The sequence below is a fragment of the Alicycliphilus denitrificans K601 genome (assembly GCF_000204645.1).
Taxonomy (GTDB): domain Bacteria; phylum Pseudomonadota; class Gammaproteobacteria; order Burkholderiales; family Burkholderiaceae_C; genus Alicycliphilus; species Alicycliphilus denitrificans.
Window position 1 is genome coordinate 1,723,183 of sequence record NC_015422.1, and the last position, 16,064, is coordinate 1,739,246.

Below are 16,064 nucleotides of genomic sequence, written 5' to 3' on the forward strand. Positions count from 1 at the left end.
CATGAGTTTGCCCATGCGCATCGAAATCCACGAGGAAGGCCCGCGCGAGGGCTTCCAGATCGAAAAGCCCGGTTTCAGCATTGCCGACCGTGCCGGTCTGGTGGAGGCACTGGCGCAAGCCGGATTGCCCCAGATACAGGTCGCGTCCTTTGTCAACCCGGTGAAAGTACCTCAGATGGCGGACGCGCCTGAGCTCTTCCGTGCCATCCGCAAGCAGCCCGGTGTGCGCTATACGGGGCTCTGGCTGAACGAAAAGGGATTCGAACGTGCGGTGGCCGTGCCGGAAGTGGATCTTGAAGGGGTGCTGTACTTCTACACCTCGGATGCCTTCTGCCGGCTCAACAATGGCGTATCGGCGCAGGCCCAGGCGCAGGACCAGCGGCGCTGGGTGGAGCGCTACGCCGCGCGTGGCGTGCCGGTTCGCAAGGCCTACGTGCTGACGGCCTTCGGCTGCAACTTCGAAGGTGCGATCCCGCAGGAGCGGCTCAAGGAGGTGCTGGCCGACATGGCATCGTTGCAGGACGAGCATCGGATCCGGCTGGACGAGGTGTACCTCGCGGATACGGTTGGCTGGGCCAACCCGCGGTCGGTGTCCGAGCGGGTCGAGCTTGCCCGGCGCTTCTTCCCCCATGCCCGCATCGGCCTGCATCTGCACGATACCCGCGGAACCGGAATGGCCAACGCACTGGCGGGGCTGCAGGCGGGTGTCGACCTGTTCGACGCCTCCGTGGCGGGACTGGGCGGGTGCCCCTTCAGCGGCCATGCGCATGGAGGCGCCGCAGGCAACATCTGTACGGAAGACTTGGTCTTCATGTGCAACGAAATGGGGCTGGAGACCGGGATCGATCTGGAATGCCTCATTGAGGCCGCAAGGCTGGCCGAGCGCATCATCGGGCGGCGCCTGGATGGCCGCGTCATGCACAGCGGCAGCCTCAAGGCGTTCCCGACGCGCAGCCGCTGAGCCTTGTCTCTCACCCCGACCCAGCCCCATTCCGCATGCAGGAGTCTCCCATGAATGCCACGGCCGCAGCTTCCCAGCTGTGTTTGACGGATCTGTTCCTCAAGCGCGTGCAGATGCACCCCGACAAGCCGGCACTCAGCCATGCGGACCGGACGTTGAGCTACCGCGAGCTGGAAGCCCGGGTGCAGCGCTGGGCGGCGTTTCTGCAGGCGTGTGGATTGCTGCGCGGGCAGCGGATGGCCGTATGGTCCGAGAACCGGCCCGAGTATCTGGAGTTGCAGCTCGCGGCAGCAAGGCTGGGGGTGATGATCGCCTGCCTGAATTGGCGTCTTCAGGGCGCAGAGCAGTTGCACTGCCTTCGACTCGTCGAGCCGGCCGTCGTCATCGTGTCCGCCCGTTATCGGGAGCAGCTCGGCACCCTGGAGCACGGCGTTGCCCGGGTGATTGACCTGGATTCGCCTGATGCTTCTGAAGAGTCCACGCGGGCGTTGGAGGATCGCGATTTCCTCAGGCCTGAAGTGCATCCCGAAGATGGCTTCCTGATCCTCTACACGAGTGGAACGACGGGTCTTCCCAAGGGTGCCGTGATCAGTCAGCGGGCCAGCATTGCGCGCGCCATGGCCTATGCCTGCGAGTATAGGATCGGGGCCGAGGATGGATTCATCGCATGGTCGCCTTTCTTCCACATGGCCGCCACGGACCATTCGCTGGCCACACTCATGCTGGGCGGCCATGTGATCGTGCAGGATGGCTTTTCGGCGTCGGAGATCTGCAAGACGCTCGAGCGGGAGCGCATTGGCTGGCTGATGGCCATGCCTGGGGTCATTGAACCCCTGATCAATGCGCTGAAGTCGGCGTCGCCCGTCCTCGCGCCGAGGATGGGCATGGTGGGCGCGATGGCTGATCTTGTGCCGTGTCAGCAGATCGCTGAACTCACCTCGCTGGTGGGGGCTCCCTACCTCAACAGTTTCGGCTCCACTGAAACGGGGCTGGCCCCGGCCTCGGGCGCGCTGCTGAAAGCCGGGCAGGTGCCCGAGAGCCTCTCGAAGCGCGAGTCCAGCTGGTGCCATGTGCGGCTGGTGGACGACGACAACCAGGACGTGCCGATCGGCACGCCCGGCAACATGCTCGTGCGTGGTCCCGGCCTGTTCTCGGGTTACTGGAGCAATGGCCGCATCGAAAGCGCAGAGCTAGCCGACGGCTGGTTCCATCTGGGCGACGTGTTCGTGCGCCATGCAGATGGGTCGCTCGATTTCGTGGATCGCAGCAAATACTTGATCAAGACCGGGGGCGAAAACGTCTATCCCGCCGAGATCGAGCGCGTTCTGCTGGCCCACCCCGACGTGATCGAGGCGGCCGTGGTGCGCAGAAGCGATGATCGCTGGGGCGAAGTGCCGGTGGCCTTCGTCGCCCTCAAGGGTGAATCGCGTCCGCTCGACTTTCTACAGGCGTATTGCCGAGAACACCTGGCGGGCTACAAGGTTCCCAAGGAGTTCCGCGTGATCTCCGCTGCAGCGTTTCCCCGCAACAGTACCGGGAAGATCCAGAAGCGCCAGGTTGAGGCATTGCTGCGCAGCTGAGCCTGTCCAACGGCCGCTCGGCAAGGCGACCGCCGCGTCGAGGAGCCGGTCAGGGGTTGCGCAGCATGCGCTCCACCATCAGCTGATAGAGCTTCGTCAGACGGGGCTGGGAAAGGCTGCCGTCCGGCCGGTACCAGTTGCTCACGCCGGTCAGCAGTGCCAGGATGGCCTTGGCCGTGATGCCCGGGTTCTCGATGGTCCACACGCCGAGCTTCTTGCCTTTGCTCAGGATCGCCGTCAGGTGCTTCTCATACTGCTTGCGCTTGGCTGCCACGCGCGCATATTGCTCTGGCGCGAGACTGCGCAGTTCCATGTTGCCGATGAACACCTCCTCCTTACGGGCCGTGTGCCATTGCACATGAAAGCTCACGAACTGCCGTAATGCCTCCTGCGGATCCGAGACACCGGCCATATGCGTCTCGAAGTCGGCCAGCAACTCGGTCATGATTTCGTCGAGCAGGTTGGCGAGGAATTCCTGCTTCTGCGGGATGTAGTTGTGCAATGAGCCCACGCGCAGCCCGACATCCGCCGCGAGGCCGCGCAGGTTCATCGCCTCATAGCCATGGCGATAGATGCGCTGTATGGCCGCCGCGCGAATGGCCTGCTTTGTATCGGCACCGCTTACGCCGGCAGGTCTAGCCATGTCCGCGGTCCTCCATGGATGGGGCCCCGTGGACCTCGTGTGCAGACCATTGCGGACCGAAGAAACAGAATTTGGTACTCGTCATGAGCCCAATGTTACTGAAGCCGGATGGCGGCTCAGCGGGTAGCCGCACACGCGTATGTCAGGCGCGCCACGGGGGCGCTGCCTTGTTGAGGAAGGCATCAAGTCCGGCGATGGCTTCCTGCTGGTTCCATGCGTTGACAAGGGCCTCGACTGCCAGTGCGGCGTTGCTCTCGTCGGATACCGGAGAAGCCATCTGGCGAAAGAGTGCCTTGGTCAGCCGTTGTGCGCCGGTGGCGGAGCACAGCAGCTCATGCAGCAACGAATCCACGGCTTCTGCGGTGCCGCCGGGAGCCGCCACATGAGTGGCCAGACCCAGTTCCTTCGCTTCTTGCGCGTCGATCAGCGTTCCTGCCAATGCGAGGCGGTTGGCCCGGCGCACACCGAGTGCGGCAACCACATACGGCGAAATGGCGGCGGGCACGATCCCTAGCCTCGTTTCGCTCAGTGCAAACTTCGCCCGACTGTCTGCAACGACGAAATCAGCACAGCACACCAAGCCAAAGCCGCCTCCCATGGCGGCTCCCTTGACTTCAGCTACAAGAGGCTGGGGCAGGGCATGCACCGATCCAAGCATGTCCGAGACGGCCTGTGCCCGCTCGCGTTTCAGCATCTGCGAAGCCGCCAGGGTTTCCTTCATCCACTCGATGTCGCCGCCCGCGCAGAAGTGACTGCCTGCGCCGCTGAGCACCACGACCCGTGTTTCGGGGTCCTTGGCAGCGTTTCTGAAGCTCTGGGAGATGGCTTGCATCATCTCGGCGTCGAACGCATTCTTGGCTTCGGGGCGATTCAGCGTAATGCGCCGGACGCCGCCGGGCAGGCGGGTATCAATGACCAGTTGCATGTGGTCATGATACATAAAATAACGGACATCCGTACGATTAATGGCGGATGGCATGCAGGGCTTGCTCCAGGGCTACGGGCACGAAGCCCGTTCGCATCCAGGTGCCAACCTTCCCGCCGACGATGCGCCGCGAGAACACGTCGATGACCAAGACCGCGTGCAGCCAGCCCTGCCGGGTCGCGATATACGTGAAACTCGATGACCTGTTCTCCGCTGAATCTGCTCTTCTTCATGTCCGTCATTCTTCGGCGGTTGAAAAAGAAAAGGCCGCACGTTCTTGGAACTGTGCGGCCTTGGATGTGGTGCCCGGGGCCGGAATCGAACCGGCACGCCTTGCGGCGGGGGATTTTGAGTCCCCTGCGTCTACCAATTTCACCACCCGGGCGACGCAAAAAACGAAGTCGCAAATTATGGCACAGTAGCGTCGTATGAAAACCTATCCCACCATTGAAGACGCCATCGGGCGCACGCCGCTGGTCGTATTGCAGCGCATCGGGGCGCAGGACAACGCGGCGCGCGGCAACGTCATCCTGGGCAAGCTGGAGGGCAACAACCCCGCGGGTTCGGTCAAGGACAGGCCGGCCGTGTCGATGATCCGGCGCGCCGAGGAGCGCGGCGAGATCAGGCCCGGCGATACGCTGATCGAGGCCACCTCGGGTAACACCGGCATCGCGCTGGCGATGGCTGCGGCCATCAGGGGCTACCGCATGGTGCTGATCATGCCCGAGGACCTGTCGGTGGAGCGCGCACAGACCATGAAGGCCTTCGGCGCTGAGCTCATCCTCACGCCCAAGAGCGGGGGCATGGAATATGCGCGTGACCTGGCCGAGCAGATGGTCGCGCAGGGCAAGGGCGTGGTGCTGGACCAGTTCGCCAACCCCGACAACCCGCGCATCCACTACGAGACCACGGGCCCCGAGATCTGGGAGCAGACCGAGGGGCGCGTCACGCACTTCGTGAGCGCCATGGGCACCACGGGCACGATCACCGGCGTGTCGCGCTTCCTGCGCGAGAAGAACCCGGGCGTGCGCATCATCGGCGCGCAGCCCTGCGAGGGCTCGCGCATCCCGGGCATCCGCAAGTGGCCCGAGGAGTACCAGCCCAGGATCTACGACCCGCAGATGGTGGACGAGCTGGTGCTGGTGCACCAGGACGACGCCGAGGACATGGCCCGGCGCCTTGCGCGCGAGGAGGGCATTTTCGGCGGCATCTCCGCGGCCGGCGCGTGCTGGGTGGCGCAGCGGATCGCCGAGCGCGAGCAGAACGCGACGATCGTCTTCGTGGTCTGCGACCGGGGCGACCGCTACCTGTCCACCGGCGTCTTCCCCGCCTGACCGCCATGCGCTACGAAACCCGCTTCTGCCCCCACTGCGCCACGCCGCTCGAATTCATCACGCTGCTGGAAGACAGCGGCGACAAGGAACGCCTGCGCTGCGGCGCCTGCGGCTGGACGCACTGGAACAACCCCACGCCGGTGCTGGCCGCCATCGTGGAGGTCGATGGCCGCGTGCTGCTGGCGCGCAACGCGCTGTGGCCGCCCAAGATGTTCGCGCTGATCACCGGCTTCATGGAGGCGGGCGAGTCGCCCGAGGAGGGCATCGCGCGCGAGGTCAAGGAGGAGACCAACCTCGACGCGCGCGCCGTCAAGCTCGTGGGCGCGTACGAGTTCCTGCGCATGAACCAGGTCATCATCGCCTACCACGTGCAGGCCGAGGGCGAGGTGCGCCTGTCGCCCGAGCTGGTGGACCACCGTTTCTATGAGCTGGGCGAGCTCAAGTGCTGGCCCGCCGGCACGGGCTATGCACTGGCCGACTGGCTGCGCTCGCGCGGGCACGAGCCGGTGTTCTTCACGGACGAGGAAAACGCGGAGCGCCGCCGCGGGCTCGACGCGCCGAAGGATTAGCAAGCATGGACATCCACAAGGAAATCGACACCCGGGGCCTGAACTGCCCCCTGCCCATCCTCAAGGCCAAGAAGGCCCTGGCCGACATGGAAAGCGGCCAGCTGCTCAGAGTGGTGGCCACCGACAGCGGCTCGCTGCGCGACTTCCAGGCGTTCGCCAAGCAGACGGGCAACGAGCTGGTCGAGCAGCAGACCATGGGCGATGAGTACATCCACGTGCTGCGCCGGCGCTGAGCAGCAGATGGGCCTCCAACGCTTGCTGGGCAAGCGCTGGCAGCTATCGAAACAATGGCGCGATGCGATGCGATGCGATGCGGGCGGGCGTTACAGCTCCAGTGAGCGCAGGTAGTCGCGGAACTGCGCGCCCACCTGCGGGTGCTTCAGGGCAAGCTCGACCGTGGCCTCCAGGAAGCCTTCCTTGCTACCGCAATCGTAGCGCTTGCCGCTGTATTGGTACGCGTAGACGGTCTCCTGCTGCATCAGGCGCGCGATGGCGTCGGTGAGCTGGATCTCGCCGCCCACGCCGCGCGGCTGGTTGCGGATCTCCTCGAAGATGCGCGGGGTGAGCACGTAGCGGCCGGCCACGCCCATGCGCGAGGGGGCGACCTCGGGCGCGGGCTTCTCCACGATCTCGTCCACGCGCATCAGGGCGCCGCCGGCGGCCTCGCCCTTCACGATGCCGTAGCGGCGCGTGTGCTCCTGCGGCACCTCCTGCACAGCCAGCAGGGAGCGGCCCTGCTTGGCGAACGCGGCGGTCATCTGCGCCATCACGCCGGGGCCGCCGTCCTCACCCACCATCAGGTCGTCGGCCAGCAGCACGGCGAAGGGCTCGTCGCCGACCAGGGGCTCGGCGCACAGCACGGCGTGGCCCAGGCCCAGGCTGCGCGGCTGGCGCACGAACAGGCAGTTCATGTCGGCCGGGGCGATGCTGCGCACCAACTCCAGCATTTCCTTCTTGCCGGCCTGCTCCAGCTCGTTTTCGAGTTCGTAGGCGGTGTCGAAGTGGTCCTCGATGGCGCGCTTGCTGCGGCCGGTGACGAACACCATGTCGCGTATCCCCGCCTCGTAGGCTTCTTCGACGGCGTACTGGATCAGCGGTTTGTCGACCACCGGCAGCATTTCCTTGGGGCTGGCCTTGGTGGCGGGCAAGAAGCGCGTGCCCAGGCCGGCAACGGGGAAGACGGCCTTGCGGATGGGGGAGGTGGTCATGGTCGCTCCAAATAAGTGAGTGCTTTGCGCTTGTTCAGCAAGGATTCCATATGGTTTTCATGCTGAAAACGTTTACTGGCAAGCGGTGATAGCTCTTGTTTTTGATGTCAACCCAGGCGGGCGAGCTGCTCCTGGATGCGCGAAAGCGTGGCGCCGAAGTCGGCCACGCGCTTTTTCTCCTGCTCGATGACGGCGGGCGGCGCCTTGGCGACGAAGGCCTCGTTGCCCAGTTTGCCGTTGGCCTTGGCGATCTCGCCCGCGAGGCGCGCGGCTTCCTTGGACAGGCGGGCCTTTTCGGCGGCCACGTCGATCTCGACGAACAGCGCCAGGCGGGCGCTGCCGACCACGTTGACGGGCGCGGCCTGCGCGGCGGCGGCCCAGGCGGGCGCGTCGTCGAACACCTTGACCTCGCTGAGCTTGGCCAGGTTTTGCAGCACCGCCGCATTGGCGCGCAGGAAGGCGGCGTCCTCGGCCGTGTCGGCCATGGCCAGCAGCGGCAGGCGCTGGGCGGGGGATACGCCCATCTCGCCGCGCAGTGTGCGGCAGGCGTCCACCATCTGCTGCAGGCGCGCCACGTAGGCTTCGGCCGCTTCGTCGATCTTGGCGGGCTGGGCCTGCGGGTAGGCGGCAATCGCGATCGACGCGCCCGGCAGGCCGGCGATGGGCGCGACCACCTGCCACAGCGCCTCGGTCACGAAGGGGATGATGGGGTGGGCCAGGCGCAGGATGGCTTCGAGCACGCGGATCAGCGTGCGGCGCGTGGCGCGCTGCCTGGCCTCGGTGCCGGTCTGGATCTGCACCTTGGCGATCTCCAGGTACCAGTCGCAGAACGCGTTCCAGACGAAGTCGTAGATCTGGTTGGCGACGTTGTCCAGGCGGTATTCGGCGAAGCCCTTGGCCACCTCGGCCTCGACCTTCTGCAGGCGCGAGACGATCCAGCGGTCGGCCTGGCTGAAATCGAGGTAGCTCTCCGTGCAGCCCTGGGTGGCGTCCAGCCCGCAGTCGAAGCCCTCGCAGTTCATCAGCACGAAGCGGCTGGCGTTCCACAGCTTGTTGCAGAAGTTACGGTAGCCCTCGCAGCGCTTGCTGTCGAAGTTGATGCTGCGGCCCAGGCTGGCGAGCGCGGCGAAGGTCAGGCGCAGCGCGTCGGCGCCGTAGGCGGGGATGCCGTCGGGGAATTCCTTTTGCGTGTTCTTGCGCACGGTGGGGGCCGTTTCGGGGCGGCGCAGGCCCTGGGTGCGTTTGTCCAGCAGGGGCTCCAGCGCGATGCCGTCGATCAGGTCCACCGGGTCGAGCACGTTGCCCTCGGACTTGCTCATCTTCTTGCCGTGCGCGTCCAGCACCAGGCCGTGGATGTAGACGTGCCTGAACGGCACGCGGCCCGTGAAGTGCGTGGTCATCATGATCATCCGGGCGACCCAGAAGAAGATGATGTCGTAGCCCGTGACCAGCACCGAGGAGGGCAGATAGAGGTTGTAGTCGTCGGTGGCCGATTCGCCCTGGTCCGGCCAGCCCATGGTGCTGAAGGGCACGAGCGCCGACGAGTACCAGGTGTCGAGCACGTCTTCGTCGCGCCTGAGCGGCCTGCCCGGCGCCTGGGCCTGCGCTTCGGCCTCGCTACGCGCCACGTACACGTTGCCGTCCTCGTCGTACCACGCGGGGATCTGGTGGCCCCACCAGAGCTGGCGGCTGATGCACCAGTCCTGGATGTTGTTCATCCACTGGTTGTAGGTGTTGACCCAGTTCTCGGGCACGAAGCTCACCTGGCCGCCGGCGACCGCGTCGATGGCCTTCTGCGCGATGCTCTTGCCCGTGGCGTCGCCCTGGCCCGCCTTGTTCATCGCCACGAACCACTGGTCGGTCAGCATGGGTTCGATGACCTGGCCGGTGCGCGTGCAGATGGGCACCATGAGTTTGTGCTTCTTGGTCTCGACCAGCAGGCCCAGCGCCTCCAGGTCGGCCACGACGGCCTTGCGCGCGGCGAAGCGGTCCATGCCGCGGTACTTCTGCGGGGCGTTGTCGTTGATGGTGGCCGCGAGCGTCAGCACGCAAATCATCGGCAATTGGTGGCGCTGGCCCACGGCGTAGTCGTTCTGGTCGTGCGCGGGCGTGACCTTGACGACGCCGGTGCCGAATTCCTTGTCCACGTAGGCGTCGGCAATCACCGGGATCTCGCGGTCGCACAGCGGCAGTTTCACGCTCTTGCCGATCAGGTGCCGGTAGCGCTCGTCCTCGGGGTGCACCATCACGGCCACGTCGCCCAGCATGGTCTCGGGCCGCGTGGTGGCCACGACGAGCTGGCCCGAGCCGTCGGCGAGCGGGTACGCGATGTGCCAGAGCGAGCCGTCCTTCTCCTCGTTCTCCACCTCCAGGTCGGACACGGCCGACTGCAGCACCGGGTCCCAGTTGACCAGGCGCTTGCCGCGGTAGATCAGGCCCTGCTCGTAGAGCTTGACGAAGGTCTCGGTCACCACCCTGGAGAGCTTGTCGTCCATGGTGAAGTACTCGCGGCTCCAGTCCACCGTGTCGCCCAGGCGGCGCATCTGCGTGGTGATGGTGTTGCCGCTCTTCTCCTTCCACTCCCACACCTTCTCCACGAACCCGGGGCGGCCCAGGTCGTGGCGGCTCGCGCCCTGTTCCTGCAGCTGGCGCTCCACGACGATCTGCGTGGCGATGCCCGCGTGGTCGGTGCCCGGCACCCAGACCGTGTTGTGCCCCAGCATGCGGTGGTAGCGCGTCAAGCTGTCCATGATGGTCTGGTTGAACGCATGGCCCATGTGCAGCGTGCCGGTCACGTTGGGCGGGGGCAGCTGGATGGCGAAGGCGGGCGCACCCGCGTCGGCCTGGCCCGTGCCGCGCGCCCCGGCGCGGCCGTAGCCGCGCCTCTCCCATTCGGGGCCCCAATGCGCCTCCAGCGCGGCGGGTTCGAAGGACTTGGACAGGGATTGCAGGCCGGGTTGTGCTGGGGTGTCGCTCATGGCAATGAAAAACGGCATCCCGTGGGATGCCGTCATAGGCAAGGGTTCGGAGGATGGGTGATTTTATTCCGTTACCGCCATGATTCAAAATCGATAGCTGCTGGCGAATGATAGTCAAGCGCTGCGGCTGTTTTTGAGGATCATGCGGGTGACACGAACTTGGTCAATCGATGCCGGCCAGCCGCGCATCCTCGCGCCGCACCAGCCGCCAGGCCGCATGCGCGAGCCAGGCCAGCGCCAGCAGGGCCGCCACGGCGATGAGCCAGCGGCCCAGGCGCTCCTGGTCGTCGAGCAGATAGGCGTTGCACAGGCGCAGGGGCGAGTCGATATAGAGCTGTCCCACGACGACCATCATGGGTAGCTGCATGCCCAGGAAGAAGCACTGCACCACCAGCCCCGCCGGCCCCCAGGACAGGCGGATCGCCGCGCCCGCGAGCAGCAGCGCCGCGCATTTGGCGGCCTCCGTGCCCGCGTCCTGCAGCGCGAGGTCGAGCACGCGCGGCACCATGAGCACCGACAGCGCCACGCCCACGCCCACCAGCCCGGCGATGCCGTGGGCGTTCCAGCGCGCGATGCCGCCGCGCGCGCGCGGCGGCAGGGCGGCGGCAAGCAGGGCGCCGGCCAGCATCCACGGCGGGAACTGCAGCAGCATGTGGCGCCACATGCTTGCCTCCAGCCACTGGCGCAGCGGGGGGCTGGCCAGCAGCGCGGCCAGCAGCAGGCCGGCCAGGCCCTGGCGCGCGGGCGTGCACCAGGCGGGCGGCCTCACCGCGGCCTCCGCGCGAGGTGGCGGGCGTAGTCCAGCGCCAGCTGCTGCTCGGCAATGTCGAAGACGCGCACCATGCGGCCCCGGGCGTCGAACACCAGCAGCGCGGCGTTGTGCTCGTAGTCGCCCCGGCCGTCGGGCACGACGACCACGCCCAGGCGGCGCAGCAGTGCTTGCTGCTGCGCGCCGTCCGGCACGCGCACGAAGCGCCACAGGGCCGGGTCGGCGCGCAGGCCGCGGGCATAGGCCTGCAGCGCGGCGGGGTCGTCGCGCGCGCCGTCGAAGCTGATGGACAGCAGCCGCACGCCCGATGCCTCGCCTTTCGACTGGTCGGCCTGCAGGGCGGCCTGCAGCTGCTGGAAGCTGCTGCCGAGCGACAGGCACACGGTCTCGCAATGGGTGTAGAAGAAGTCCACCACCGTGGCGCCGCCGCCCGCGGCCAGCAGCGCGGGCAGGTCGGGCGCCGCGACGCCCGGGCCCTGAACGGCCACGGGCGGCGCCTGGACGGGGCGCAGCGCCACCTCCAGGCGGCGCGCGCCCTCGTCGGTCCAGACCTGGAAGTCGTATGTCAGCCAGCGCGCCGCGGCAAGGCCGCACAGCACCAGCACGGCGCTCAGCAGGGCGGTGCGCAGCATCGCTGGCTCATTGCTGCAGGGCCTTGAGTGCGGCCTCTCCCTCGAAGGGCGTGGTCCGGTCGCTTGCCTTGCGTTCCTTGGCGAACAGCTCGGGCTGCACGGCATCGGCCTTGTTGGACCAGCTGCTGCGGATGAAGCTGGCGATGCCCGCGAGCTCGGCGTCGCCGAGCTGCTGGAAGCTGGGCATGGCGCCCTGGTACCTGGTGCCCTTGACGGTGATCTCGCCCGTGATGCCGTGCAGCAGGATGTTGGCGAGCACGCGCGGCTCGCCCTGAACCCACTCCGAACCGTCGAGCGGCGGGAACACCCCCGGCAGGCCCAGGCCCGTGGCCTGGTGGCAGGCGGCGCACTGCGCGGCGAACAGCGCCTTGCCGTCCACGGCAGCGCCCGGCGCCGCGGGCGCGGGGCCGGAGAGCTCGGCGCGGGTGCGCTGGTCGCCCCACTGGGAGAGATCCAGGGGCTCGGTGTACAGGATATAGACCACCGCCCACAGCACCATGGCGACCGCCACCAGCAGGGCGGACAGCGGCATGGGCCGGATGGCTTCCTCGGGGTCTTCGTTTTCGCGCTGCTGCGCGCGGGTGACCGGGTCTTGGCTCATCGTGGCGGTCCTTTCAGGAGGCGGACGCCGGCTTGCCGGCCGGCGGCGCGGAAGGTGTCTTGGCGCCCGCGGCTTCGTGCGGCTCGGGCGACAGGACCGGGTACTCGCGCTTGAGCGACAGCAGGTACTTCACCAGGTCCAGCATCTCGGGCCTGGCCACCACCACCTTGCCCGCGGGCGCGGTGCCTGGCGGCAGGTTGAGCGCCTCCTCGCCCGGCTCGGCCTTGTCCTTGATCTCGAACAGGTAGGGGTAGGACGGCATGATCGAGCCCGGCACGTAGGCGCGCGGCTGGTACAGGTGGCCCAGGTGCCAGTCCTTGCTGGGCTGGCGCACGCCGATGTTCATCAGGTCCGGTCCTGTGCGCATGCTGCCCAGCAGGTGCGGCTTGTCGTACACGTAGTCGCCCGGCACCGATGCGCGGCCCCAGCCGCGCTTGGCGTCGGGCGCGAAGCTCTCCGAGCGCGGCTGCTGGCTGTGGCAGTACACGCAGCCGTTGGCGATGTAGACCGAGCGTCCGCGCAGCTCGGCGCTGGTATAGGGCTTGAGCCCCTCGGGCGGCTTGACGTCGCGCACCTGGATGTAGGGCAGGATGACCAGCGCCGAGACGGCGATGGCGAAGGTCACCATGGTGCCGGCGGCGAGTTTGACTTCATTCTCCATGGGCGAGCTCCCTGGCCTTGGGTTGTGTCGAGAACAGCGCGGCGCCGGCGCGGTCCGGGCCGAAGCGCAGCGCCATGGCCAGGAAATGGCCAACGAAGACCAAGTGGCTGGCCACCATCAGCGCGCCGCCCACGCTGCGCCATTGCAGCCACGGAATGGTCACGGCCACCGAGTCCATGAACGGCCGGGACGCATCGAGCATGGCCAGGCCCTGCAGCCAGCCGCCATAGGACAGGCCGACGAAGTAGATAAGGATGCCCACGGCCGCAAGCCAGAAATGCCAGGAGATCAGCCGGGGGAAGGGCCATTCCCAATGCAGGATGCGCGGCATCATGAAATAGATGGCGCCGAACAGCACCATGGTGACGAAGCCGTAGGCGCCCAGGTGTGCGTGGGCCACGGTGAAGTGGGTGAAGTGGGTCACCGCCTGCACCGAGCGCAGCGCCTCGAACGAGCCCTGCAGCGACGACAGCAGGTACATGAGCCCGCCGAACATCATGAAGCGCAGCGTGGGCGAATAGACCCCCAGGCGCATGCGCCCCTTCATCGTCAGCCCCATGTTGATGGAGAACGCCAGCACCGGGATGATCATCATCATGCTTTGCACGATGGACAGGGTGACCAGCCAGCCCGGCACCGGCCCGCCAACGAGGTGGTGGCCGCCCACCTGGGCGTAGAAGAAGGCCAGCGTCCAGAAGCCCAGGATGGACAGGTTGTACGAGCGGATCGGCCGCGCGATGATCTTGGGCAGGAAGTAGTAGATCGCGCCCACCGCCACGGGCGTGAACCACAGGCCCAGCACGTTGTGGCCGTACCACCAGTTCATGGCCGCCTGCTGCACGCCGAAGTGCACGCCCGGCATCTTGCCGACGATGAACAGCAGCGTGATCCACAGCAGGCCGGCCGTGTGGTACCAGGTCGTCACGTACAGAGATTCCGACTTGCGGTTCACCAGCGTGTAGAGCACCGGGCCGATGATGCAGACCATGCCCGCGGCGAAGAAGATGCCGATCTGCCATGGCATCTCCAGGTACTCCATGCCGTCCGTCCAGCCCGCGCCGATGGCGCCTATGCCGCTGGCGATCGCCACGTTGACCAGCGCGCCGCCCAGCATGATCCACATGGGCCCGATCAGCGGCGTGCGCAGCAGGCGCGGCATCAGCCAGATGATCACGCCCAGCTCGGCGTTGGTGATCCAGCCGTAGAGCACGGCCGTCAGGTGTACGGTGCGGATCCGGCCGAAGGTCATCCATGCCTCGCTCACCAGCCAGTCGGGCCAGTGCAGCTTGAGCGACGCCGTCAGGCCCGCGATGCCGCCGAACAGCAGCCACATGCAGGCGAAGGCGATGAACATGAAGACGGGGAAGGCGCTGGAGCGGTCGGCGGCGACGCGGTCGGCGATCTCCCGGGCGTCCGGCGGGTGAGTGGAGTCGCCGGGCTCGGCGGCCGCGGCCTGCAAGCGTTTCTGCCCGGCATGGCCCAGCGCTGGGTCGTCGATGTGCCCGATCTCGCCCGAGGCGAAGATCGCAGATGCGGCCTTGGGGTTCTCGACCAGCAGGCCCTTGCGCAGCGACCAGATGAAGCCGAACAGGCCGATGATCGACAACAGGAAGGCGCCCAGCAGGCTCAGGATGGCACTGTCCATTGGTGTGTTTTCCTTTCCGCTCTTGTGCACGCGCTTCGCCCTTGCGGGTTGAGGTGGCGCAATGGCTTCGGTGCGGTCTTGTGTTATGGGCTGAGGGGGCGCATCATAAGATTCATTTTTTATTCATGTTTATTTGCACGCAAACCCATGCTGGCGGCAGTGCTACCGGCCAAGTCCGGAGCGCGGATGCGCCCGAAGTGCGATGGGAGGGTGTAGCGATGGCGCGGGCGCGGGCGCGGCGCGCCCGGCCGGGTCAGTCTGCCGTGCGCTGCAGGGCGGCCTGCTGCCAAGCGTGCGCGGCGGCCGCGCCGTCGCCGCGCTGCCCGGCGAGTTCCGCCAGGTGGCGCCAGGCGCTGGCGCGCAGCGGCGCGTCGCGCAGCTGCTGCGCCGCCTGTGTGAACAGGTGCTGGGCCTTGCCCCACAGCTCGCGCTGCATGCAGGCCACGGCCGAGAGGTATTGCAGGCGCGCATCGCGTGGGTTCGCCTGCTGAGCGGCCTCGATGCGCGCGAGCCAGAGCGCGTCCAGCCCTTCGAGGCTGGCCTCCAGGGCCTGCACCACCTTCAGCGCCTGCTGGTCGGGCAGGGCGGACTGGGCCGGATCGACCATGCGCTCCCACACGGGCAGCAGCCAAGCGCGCACCTGCGCCGCCTCGCCGCCGAGCCGCGACAGGCGCTGCGCGGCCTGCACGGCGATCTCGGGCATGCCGCGCTCGGCGCTCTCCAGGCCGAGCCAGATGCGCTGCAGCTGGGACGGGTCGTGGGCGCCGTTGATGAGCTCCACGGCCAGGCCGCGCACGATGCTCTCGGCCGCGGCCGGCGAGAACGCGCGGTGCTTGCCCAGCAGGCGCGCGGTCTCCAGGGCCTGCTCCGTCATGTGCGACAGGCGCGTGGCCTTGAGCCGGGCGCGCAGCGCCAGCGTGCGGCGCGCCGTGCCGGCGGGCAGGGCGGACAGGCGCTCCAGCGCGGTGCTCGCGTCGCGCTCGTCCAGCGACCAGCGCGCGGCGCGCAGTTGCGCGCCCTCGCGCAGCTCCAGAATGGAGGCGGGCCCGCGTTCCGGGATGCTGTCCAGGGCCAGCTGCAGGTGCGATTCGCGCGTGCCGCGGTCCTGCAGCGCGTGCGAGCTCTCCGCCGCCACCAGATGGGCCAGCGTGCGCAGCTGGCGGCCGTGGGGCAGGCCGTGCCTGGCGTCCTCGAGCGCCTTTTCCTGCTCGATCGCAGATTCGGCCGCCTTGCGCGCGCGCAGGAAGCGCCCGGCCAGCATCTGCGACAGTGCGTCGAGCAGCGCGCCGTGCATGGCGCGTTCCTTCTGCTGCAGGCGCCAGCGCCGCGCCTGCAGCGGCAGCTGCAGCAGCGCCGAGAGCCCGCGCAGCGCGGCGTAGAGCAGGGTGAAGCCGCCCAGCAGCAGCACCACCACCAGGTTGAGCGACAGGTCGACGCGGTAGGGCGGCCAGAACACGGTGACCGTGCCCTGGTTGTTGCCCGCGAACAGCGCCAGCGCGACGGCCGCGCCGAACAGTGCCAGGAACCAGAGTGCTGCACGCATGGTGAGGGATCCGTC

Annotated in this window: 15 protein-coding genes, 1 tRNA gene and 1 pseudogene; 5 read left to right on the top strand and 12 right to left on the bottom strand. The window is 67.5% G+C overall.

Features of this window, described 5'->3' with window-relative positions:
* Position 1 precedes the first annotated feature (1 nt).
* Both ALIDE2_RS08150 and ALIDE2_RS08155 read left to right on the top strand, forming a co-directional pair.
* On the top strand, positions 2-961 hold the full coding sequence (locus ALIDE2_RS08150) for a hydroxymethylglutaryl-CoA lyase (protein ID WP_013721792.1): 960 nt from the start codon (positions 2-4) through the stop codon (positions 959-961).
* Between the two features lie 50 nt (positions 962-1,011).
* Entirely contained in the window at positions 1,012-2,541 is a 1,530-nt protein-coding gene (locus ALIDE2_RS08155) for a class I adenylate-forming enzyme family protein (RefSeq protein ID WP_013721793.1), read from the top strand.
* A gap of 49 nt (positions 2,542-2,590) precedes the next feature.
* On the opposite strand, the gene ALIDE2_RS08160 is transcribed toward ALIDE2_RS08155, so the two are convergent.
* The 4 genes and pseudogenes from ALIDE2_RS08160 to ALIDE2_RS08175 form a co-directional block, all read right to left on the bottom strand.
* Positions 2,591-3,184 carry a TetR-type transcription factor C-terminal domain-containing protein gene (locus tag ALIDE2_RS08160; RefSeq protein WP_013519696.1) on the bottom strand — a complete coding sequence of 198 codons (594 nt, stop codon included), beginning with the start codon at positions 3,182-3,184 and terminating at the stop codon, positions 2,591-2,593.
* Between the two features lie 142 nt (positions 3,185-3,326).
* Positions 3,327-4,163 carry an enoyl-CoA hydratase-related protein gene (locus tag ALIDE2_RS08165; RefSeq protein ID WP_013721794.1) on the bottom strand — a complete coding sequence of 279 codons (837 nt, stop codon included), beginning with the start codon at positions 4,161-4,163 and terminating at the stop codon, positions 3,327-3,329.
* Positions 4,159-4,308 (bottom strand): annotated as a pseudogene (locus ALIDE2_RS25430) (IS3 family transposase); the annotation flags it as partial. The gene ALIDE2_RS08165 and the pseudogene ALIDE2_RS25430, both read right to left, overlap by 5 nt.
* Positions 4,309-4,409: 101 nt before the next feature.
* A tRNA-Leu gene (locus tag ALIDE2_RS08175) sits at positions 4,410-4,494 on the bottom strand.
* A gap of 43 nt (positions 4,495-4,537) precedes the next feature.
* Between ALIDE2_RS08175 and cysM the strand changes: the two genes are divergently transcribed.
* Genes cysM through ALIDE2_RS08190 form a run of 3 tightly spaced genes read left to right on the top strand, consistent with a single transcriptional unit; the run spans position 4,538 to position 6,245 of the window.
* Positions 4,538-5,443, top strand: a complete 906-nt coding sequence (gene cysM, locus ALIDE2_RS08180) for a cysteine synthase CysM (protein ID WP_013519642.1) — start codon at positions 4,538-4,540, stop codon at positions 5,441-5,443.
* 5 nt (positions 5,444-5,448) lie between these two features.
* The gene (locus tag ALIDE2_RS08185; protein WP_013519641.1) at positions 5,449-6,012 is read left to right on the top strand and encodes an NUDIX hydrolase; all 564 of its coding nucleotides are present in this window, start codon (positions 5,449-5,451) and stop codon (positions 6,010-6,012) included.
* Positions 6,013-6,017: 5 nt separating this feature from the next.
* Positions 6,018-6,245 carry a sulfurtransferase TusA family protein gene (locus ALIDE2_RS08190; RefSeq protein WP_013519640.1) on the top strand — a complete coding sequence of 76 codons (228 nt, stop codon included), beginning with the start codon at positions 6,018-6,020 and terminating at the stop codon, positions 6,243-6,245.
* 90 nt (positions 6,246-6,335) lie between these two features.
* Here ALIDE2_RS08190 and galU read toward each other — a convergent pair whose 3' ends face one another.
* The 8 genes from galU to ALIDE2_RS08230 all read right to left on the bottom strand — a co-directional run bounded on the left by galU (position 6,336) and on the right by ALIDE2_RS08230 (position 16,049).
* On the bottom strand, positions 6,336-7,220 hold the full coding sequence (galU, locus tag ALIDE2_RS08195) for a UTP--glucose-1-phosphate uridylyltransferase GalU (RefSeq protein WP_013519639.1): 885 nt from the start codon (positions 7,218-7,220) through the stop codon (positions 6,336-6,338).
* Positions 7,221-7,327: 107 nt separating this feature from the next.
* Complete coding sequence (locus tag ALIDE2_RS08200) at positions 7,328-10,198, bottom strand: valine--tRNA ligase (RefSeq protein WP_041701341.1); 2,871 nt, start codon at positions 10,196-10,198, stop codon at positions 7,328-7,330.
* Positions 10,199-10,361: 163 nt separating this feature from the next.
* The gene (locus ALIDE2_RS08205) at positions 10,362-10,967 is read right to left on the bottom strand and encodes a hypothetical protein (RefSeq protein WP_013519637.1); all 606 of its coding nucleotides are present in this window, start codon (positions 10,965-10,967) and stop codon (positions 10,362-10,364) included.
* On the bottom strand, positions 10,964-11,599 hold the full coding sequence (locus ALIDE2_RS08210) for an SCO family protein (protein ID WP_013519636.1): 636 nt from the start codon (positions 11,597-11,599) through the stop codon (positions 10,964-10,966). Before ALIDE2_RS08210 ends, ALIDE2_RS08205 begins: the two co-directional genes overlap by 4 nt.
* Before the next feature lie 7 nt (positions 11,600-11,606).
* Positions 11,607-12,200: a c-type cytochrome gene (locus ALIDE2_RS08215; RefSeq protein ID WP_013519635.1), complete on the bottom strand. Its 594-nt coding sequence runs from the start codon at positions 12,198-12,200 to the stop codon at positions 11,607-11,609.
* Between the two features lie 13 nt (positions 12,201-12,213).
* Complete coding sequence (locus ALIDE2_RS08220; protein ID WP_013721796.1) at positions 12,214-12,861, bottom strand: cbb3-type cytochrome c oxidase subunit II; 648 nt, start codon at positions 12,859-12,861, stop codon at positions 12,214-12,216.
* Positions 12,851-14,506 carry a cbb3-type cytochrome c oxidase subunit I gene (locus tag ALIDE2_RS08225; protein ID WP_013519633.1) on the bottom strand — a complete coding sequence of 552 codons (1,656 nt, stop codon included), beginning with the start codon at positions 14,504-14,506 and terminating at the stop codon, positions 12,851-12,853. Before ALIDE2_RS08225 ends, ALIDE2_RS08220 begins: the two co-directional genes overlap by 11 nt.
* A gap of 253 nt (positions 14,507-14,759) precedes the next feature.
* Entirely contained in the window at positions 14,760-16,049 is a 1,290-nt protein-coding gene (locus ALIDE2_RS08230; protein WP_013519632.1) for a heme biosynthesis protein HemY, read from the bottom strand.
* Between the last annotated feature and the right edge of the window lie 15 nt (positions 16,050-16,064).

Excerpts from the sequence above, each read along its gene's own strand:
- ALIDE2_RS08150 (WP_013721792.1), top strand. The coding sequence starts at position 2 with ATGAGTTTGCCCATGCGCATCGAAATCCACGAGGAAGGCCCGCGCGAG.
- ALIDE2_RS08155 (WP_013721793.1), top strand. The coding sequence starts at position 1,012 with ATGAATGCCACGGCCGCAGCTTCCCAGCTGTGTTTGACGGATCTGTTC.
- ALIDE2_RS08160 (WP_013519696.1), bottom strand. The coding sequence starts at position 3,184 with ATGGCTAGACCTGCCGGCGTAAGCGGTGCCGATACAAAGCAGGCCATT.
- ALIDE2_RS08165 (WP_013721794.1), bottom strand. The coding sequence starts at position 4,163 with ATGCCATCCGCCATTAATCGTACGGATGTCCGTTATTTTATGTATCAT.
- cysM (WP_013519642.1), top strand. The coding sequence starts at position 4,538 with ATGAAAACCTATCCCACCATTGAAGACGCCATCGGGCGCACGCCGCTG.
- ALIDE2_RS08185 (WP_013519641.1), top strand. The coding sequence starts at position 5,449 with ATGCGCTACGAAACCCGCTTCTGCCCCCACTGCGCCACGCCGCTCGAA.
- ALIDE2_RS08190 (WP_013519640.1), top strand. The coding sequence starts at position 6,018 with ATGGACATCCACAAGGAAATCGACACCCGGGGCCTGAACTGCCCCCTG.
- galU (WP_013519639.1), bottom strand. The coding sequence starts at position 7,220 with ATGACCACCTCCCCCATCCGCAAGGCCGTCTTCCCCGTTGCCGGCCTG.
- ALIDE2_RS08200 (WP_041701341.1), bottom strand. The coding sequence starts at position 10,198 with ATGAGCGACACCCCAGCACAACCCGGCCTGCAATCCCTGTCCAAGTCC.
- ALIDE2_RS08210 (WP_013519636.1), bottom strand. The coding sequence starts at position 11,599 with ATGCTGCGCACCGCCCTGCTGAGCGCCGTGCTGGTGCTGTGCGGCCTT.
- ALIDE2_RS08215 (WP_013519635.1), bottom strand. The coding sequence starts at position 12,200 with ATGAGCCAAGACCCGGTCACCCGCGCGCAGCAGCGCGAAAACGAAGAC.
- ALIDE2_RS08220 (WP_013721796.1), bottom strand. The coding sequence starts at position 12,861 with ATGGAGAATGAAGTCAAACTCGCCGCCGGCACCATGGTGACCTTCGCC.
- ALIDE2_RS08225 (WP_013519633.1), bottom strand. The coding sequence starts at position 14,506 with ATGGACAGTGCCATCCTGAGCCTGCTGGGCGCCTTCCTGTTGTCGATC.
- ALIDE2_RS08230 (WP_013519632.1), bottom strand. The coding sequence starts at position 16,049 with ATGCGTGCAGCACTCTGGTTCCTGGCACTGTTCGGCGCGGCCGTCGCG.